Source organism: Streptomyces hygroscopicus subsp. hygroscopicus (genome assembly GCF_001553455.1).
GTDB lineage: Bacteria > Actinomycetota > Actinomycetes > Streptomycetales > Streptomycetaceae > Streptomyces > Streptomyces hygroscopicus.
In genome coordinates, this window is the sequence record NZ_BBOX01000558.1 from 1 (window position 1) to 6417 (window position 6417).

Annotated in this window: 1 protein-coding gene; it reads left to right on the plus strand. The window is 73.1% G+C overall.

Annotated elements, in window-relative coordinates; all coding sequences use genetic code 11:
• Positions 1-6417: type I polyketide synthase (locus AXW62_RS38550; protein WP_159061078.1), on the plus strand; the 6417-nt coding region annotated here is incomplete at both ends.

A 6417-nucleotide genomic window follows, 5' to 3' on the forward strand; every position in this document is an offset into this window, starting at 1 on the left:
TCTCCGCCGCCGAGCTCCACGTCAGCGGGACCACCGTTGACTGGCGGACGGTGTTCGAGGGCCGTGGTGCCCGTCGGGTCGATCTGCCGACCTACGCCTTCCAGCGCCAGCGGTACTGGCCGCAGCCGGCCGAGGGCGCCGCGTTCGGCAGTGCCCCCGTGTCCGAGACCGACGCGGTGGACGCGCGGTTCTGGGAGGCCGTCGAGCGCGAGGACCTCGAAGGACTGGCGCAGACCCTCGAGCTCGACGGCGAGGCGCCGCTGAGCGCGGTGCTGCCCGCCCTCTCGTCGTACCGCCGCGGCAGGCGTGACCGCACGACAGTCGACAACTGGCGCTACCGGATCACCTGGAAGCCCGTCGTCGACCAGCCGCCGTCCGGCTCCGGAGAGGGGCAGGGCGCCCCAATCACCGGTACCTGGGTGGTCGTGGTCCCGCCGGTCGACACCGCCCGTGCACTGGCGGAGCGCGTCGTGCGCGACATGGAGCGCCACGGCGCCCGCGCGGTGCGCGTCGACCTGGACGAAGCGGAGCCGGAGCGCTCCTCGCTGGTCGGGCTCCTCCGGACCGCGGCCCCCGGCGCACCCGCCACGGACGGATCCGAGCAGCCGGAGACCCTCGCGATCGACGGCGTGCTGTCCCTGCTCGCGCTGGACGAGGAGGCGCTCACCGGACACCCCGGGGTGCCGCGCGGCTTCGCCGGCACCGTGGCCCTGGTCCAGGCGCTCAGCGACATCGACATCGACGTGCCGCTGTGGCTCGCCACCAGCGGAGCCGTATCCGTCGGCCGCTCGGACCGGGTCGGCAGCGTCAAGCAGTCCATGGTGTGGGGTCTGGGCCGGGTCGTCGGCCTGGAGTACGCACAGCGGTGGGGCGGCCTGGTCGACCTCCCCGAGTCGCCGGACGCGATCGACGATCGGGCCCTGAACCGTCTGATCGGCCTGATCGGGCGCTCCGGCGACGAGGACCAGGTCGCGGTGCGCGCCTCGGGCGTCTTCGCCCGACGGCTCGTCCGGGCGCCCTTGGGCGAGTCCCGGCCGGCCCGTACCTGGCAGCCGCACGGCAGCGTCCTGATCACCGGTGGTACGGGTGCCCTCGGTGGCCGACTCGCCCGCTGGCTGGCCCGTGGCGGTGCCGAGCACCTGGTGCTGACCAGCCGCCGTGGCCCGGACGCCCCGGGCGCGGCCGAGCTGAGGGACGAGCTGACCGCTCTCGGTGTGCGGGTCACCATCGCGGCCTGTGACGCCGCCGACCGCGACGCGTTGCGGGAACTCCTCGCGGCGCTGCCCGAGGAGTACCCGCTGACCGCGGTGGTGCACGCGGCCGGTGTGCTGGACGACGGCCTCATCGACACCCTCACCGTCCCCAGGACGCAGGGCGTCTTCCGGCCCAAGGTGGACGCCGTGGTGAACCTCCACGAGCTGACCCAGGACCTGGACCTGTCCGCGTTCATCCTCTTCTCCTCCTACGCCGGAACCGTCGGTGGTGCCGGTCAGGGCAGCTACGCCGCCGCGAACGCCTTCCTCGACGCCCTGGCGCAGCAGCGCCGGGCCCAGGGCCTGGCGGCCACCTCGGTGGCGTGGGGCGCCTGGGGTGGCGGTGGTCTGGTCGACGACGCCACCGCGGCCCAGCTGAAGCGGCGCGGTATGCCGCCGTTGGTCCCCGAACTCGCCGTCGACGCCCTTCAGCAGGCGCTCGACCACGACGAGGTCGACCTCACCGTCGCCGACGTGGACTGGGAGCGCTACGCTCCCGGATTCGCCTCGGCCCGGCCGCGTCCCCTCCTGAACGAGCTGCCCGAGGTGCGGCAGGCGCTGGAAGCGGCGGAGGCCGAGCTGGGCGCGGCGCTCTCCGGGCTGGCCGTGCGTCTCGAAGGACTGTCGGCCGCCGAACGCGAGACGGAGGTGCTCGACCTCGTCAGGTCGCACGCCGCCGAGGTGATCGGATACCCGAGCGCGGACGCGGTGGAGCCGGACCGGGCCTTCCGGGACATCGGGTTCGACTCGCTGACCGCCGTGGAACTGCGCAACGGTCTGAGCAAGGCGGCCGGCGTGAACCTGCCGGTCACCATGGCCTTCGACTACCCGACGCCTACGGTGCTCGCCCGGTTCATCCTCGGTGAGGTGATGGGCACCGCCCCCGCCCCGGCCGATGACCTGCCGGTGGTGACGGGCACCGTGGTGGACGACGATCCGATCGCGATCGTGTCGATGAGCTGCCGCTTCCCCGGTGGGGTGCGCACTCCGGAGGACCTGTGGCGGCTGGTCTCCGAGGGCAGTGACGTCATCAGCGCCTACCCGACCAACCGTGGCTGGGACCTCGACGAGCTCTACGACCCGGACCCGGAGAACTCGGGCACCAGCTACTCGAGCGGCGGCGGCTTCGTCTACGACGCCGACCAGTTCGATCCGCAGTTCTTCGGGATCGCACCGCGCGAGGCGCTGACCATCGACCCGCAGCAGCGGCTGCTGCTGGAGACCTCCTGGGAGGTGTTCGAGCGGGCGGGCATCGACCCCGCGACACTCAAGGGGAGCCGGACGGGTGTCTTCGCGGGAAGCAACGGCCAGGACTACATCGGCCTGCTGCTGGCCGCCCCGGGCGGACCTGACGGCTACCTGGGAACGGGCAACGCGGCCAGCGTCGTATCGGGCCGTATCTCCTACACCTTCGGTTTCGAGGGCCCGGCCGTGACGGTGGACACGGCGTGCTCGTCATCGCTGGTGGCGCTGCACATGGCGGTGCAGTCGCTGCGCCAGGGCGAGTGCTCGCTCGCGCTGGCCGGCGGTGTCACGATCATGTCCAGCCCGGGATCGTTCGTGGACTTCAGCCGCCAGAAGGGGCTGTCGTCGGACGGCCGGTGCAAGGCGTTCGCCGCGTCGGCGGACGGCACGGGCTGGTCCGAGGGTGTCGGAGTGCTGCTGCTGGAGCGGCTGTCGGACGCGCGGCGCAACGGTCACCCGGTGATGGCGATCGTGCGCGGCTCCGCGATCAACCAGGACGGCGCGTCCAACGGCATCACCGCGCCCAACGGCCCGTCGCAGCAGCGGGTCATCCGCCAGGCGCTGGCCAGCGCCGACCTCGCCGCCCACCAGGTACAGGCGGTCGAGGCGCACGGCACCGGCACCCGGCTCGGTGACCCGATCGAGGCGCAGGCGCTGCTGGCCACCTACGGCCAGGGGCGGCCGGAGGGCCGGCCGCTGTGGCTGGGCTCCATCAAGTCGAACCTCGGGCACACGCAGGCGGCGGCCGGTGTGGCCGGGATCATCAAGATGGTGATGGCCATGCGCGAGGGCGTGTTGCCGAAGACGCTCCACGTCGACGAGCCGACGCCGCATGTGGACTGGACGGCGGGCGAGGTCCGGCTGCTGACCGAGCCGACCCCGTGGCCGGACAACGGCGAGCCGCGCCGGGCGGGCATCTCCTCGTTCGGCATCAGCGGCACCAACGCCCACACCATCATCGAGCAGGCCCCGGAGCCGGAGCGGCCGGAGGCGGTGGAGCGGGCCCGCACGGACGCCCCCTCGGCCGACGCCGAAGCGCTTCCCTGGACGGTCACCGGCAAGGGCGCCGAGGCGCTGCGCGCCCAGGCGCGGAACCTGCGCGACTACGTGGCGGCCCACCCCGAGCTCGGCCTCGACGACGTGGGCTACTCGCTGGCGGCCACCCGGTCCGTCTTCGACCACCGCGCCGTGCTCATGAGCGGCGACCGGGAGGGACTGCTGAGCGGTCTCGACGCCATCGCCTCGGGCGCCACGGTCCCCGGAGTCGTCCAGGGATCGGTGGGCACGGCCGGCAAGACGGCGTTCCTGTTCTCGGGCCAGGGCGCGCAGCGTCTGGGCATGGGCCGGGAGCTGTACGACGCCTTCCCGGTGTTCGCCCGCGCCCTGGACGAGGTGTGCGCGTATCTCGACGTGCTGCTCGACCGGCCGTTGCGGGAGGTGGTGTTCGCGGCCGAGGGCAGTGCGGATGCCGAGCTGCTGGACCGGACGGCGTTCACCCAGCCCGCGCTGTTCGCGGTCGAGGTGGCGCTGTTCCGGCTGCTGGAGCACTTCGGCGTCACCCCGGACGTACTGATCGGGCACTCGGTGGGCGAGATCGCCGCCGCGCACGTGGCCGGGGTGTTCTCCCTGGAGGACGCCTGCGCGCTGATCGCGGCGCGTGGCCGGCTGATGGAGGCGCTGCCCGAGGGTGGCGCGATGGTGGCGGTGCAGGCGTCGGAGGAGGAGATCTCCGGATCGCTGGCCGGTCGTGCGGCCGAGGTGAGCATCGCCGCGGTCAATGGCCCGACGGCCGTGGTCATCGCCGGTGACGAGGCCGCCGCGCTGGAGATCGCCGGACAGTGGTCGGAGCAGGGCCGCAAGACCCGCCGGCTGCGGGTCAGCCACGCCTTCCACTCGCCCCGCATGGACGCCATGCTGGACGACTTCCGTGACGTGGTCGCGGGCCTGTCCTTCCAGGCACCGGCCATCACCCTGGTCTCCAACCTCACGGGCACGCCGGCGGGAGCCGCCCAGGTGTGCTCCCCGGAGTACTGGGTGCGGCACGTGCGCGAGGCGGTGCGCTTCGCGGACGGGGTACGGGCCCTGGAGAAGCTCGGGGTGACCTCGTTCCTGGAAGTGGGCCCGGACGGTGTGCTCACCGCGATGGCCCAGGACTGCCTGACGGCCGACGAGGCCTCGGGCGCTCTCACCCTTGTTCCCGCACTGCGCAAGAACCGCCCCGAGACGCAGTCGCTCACCACGGCGCTGGCCGCACTCCATGTCCACGGCACCACCGTGAACTGGTCGACGGCGTTCGCCGGGCGCGACGTGCGGCGGGTGGAACTGCCCACCTACGCCTTCCAGCGTCAGCGCTACTGGCCGAAGGCACCCGGCCCGATGACCGGGGACGTCACCTCCGCCGGGCTCAGCTCGCCCAACCACCCGCTGCTGGGCGCCGGAGTCGAGCTCGCGGGCAGCGACGGATTCCTGTTCACCAGCAGGCTGTCGGTGCAGAGCCAGCCGTGGCTCGCCGACCACGCCATCGGGGGCGCGGCCCTGTTCCCCGGAACCGGATTCCTCGAACTGGCCATCCGCGCCGCCGACCAGGTCGGCTGCGGCGGGGTCGAGGAGGTCACCCTGGCCACCCCGATGGTCCTGCCCGAGAACGAACCGGTCCAGGTGCAGCTCTGGGTGGGAGACAAGGATGAGACGGGCCACCGCTCGCTCAGCCTGTACTCCCGCCCGGCCGACGCGTCCTCGGACGAGCCGTGGACGCAGCACGCGGCCGGTGCGCTCGCCCCGGCCGGCCCCGAGCCGTCGTTCGACCTGAGCGCATGGCCCCCGGCGGACGCGGAAGCCCTGGACATCAGCGACTTCTACGAGCGCTTCGCCGCCACCGGCTTCGCCTACGGCCCGGTGTTCCAGGGCCTGCGTGCCGCCTGGCGCTCCGGGGACGACGTCTACGTCGAGGTCGGTCTTGGTGAGGAGCACGCGTCGGACGCGGCCGACTTCGGCCTCCATCCCGCGCTGCTGGACGCCGCGGTACAGGCGGTGACCTTCGTCGCCCTGGAGGATGTCGGGCTCTCCCGGCTCCCGTTCTCCTGGAGCGGGGTGTCGCTCCACGCCGGTGGCGCGTCCACCCTGCGGGTGCGGCTCACCCAGCTGGGGCCGGATTCCATCTCCCTCGCGGTGGCGGACGGAACCGGCCGCCCCGTGGCGTCGATCGAATCCCTCGTGCTGCGCCCGGTGTCCGTGGAGCACATCGACCGGGCCAGGACATCGGCGTTCCGCGACTCGCTGTTCACACTGGACTGGACCCCCGTTCCGGCCCTCGCTCCGGCCGAGGCGGCGACGGCCCGGTGGGCCGTGGTGGGCACCGACCACTACGGGCTGGCCTCCGGCTCCTCGATTCCCGGGGCCGAGGTGACCGTCTACCCCGACCTCGACGCGCTGGGCGCCGCGGTCGACGGCGGCGCCGCTGTCCCGGAGGCCGTGCTGGTCTCCTACGCGCCCGGTCTCGACGACGAGGCCGCCCAGGGCGCGCGGGGCAAGACCAAGGGCAAGGGCAAGACCAAGGGCAAGGGCAGGGCGAAGCCGGGCCTGGAGCCCGCGGACGCCATCCACGCGGTGACGCACCACACGCTCGGCATGATCCAGGGCTGGCTCGGCGACCGCCGGTTCGGCTCCTCCCGACTGGTCTTCGTGACCTCGGGTGCCATGGCGCCCGAGGACCGCGACGAGACCCCGGACCTGATCCACGCCCCCCTGTGGGGCATGGTGCGGTCCGCGCAGTCGGAGAACCCGAACTGCTTCGTCCTGGTGGACCTGGACCCGCGGGAGCCCGACGAGAAGTCCAAGGCGGCGCTGGCCGCGGTGCTCGCCACCGACGAGCCGCAGGCCGTGGTCCGCGAGGGAACGGTGCTCGGCCAGCGTCTGGCCC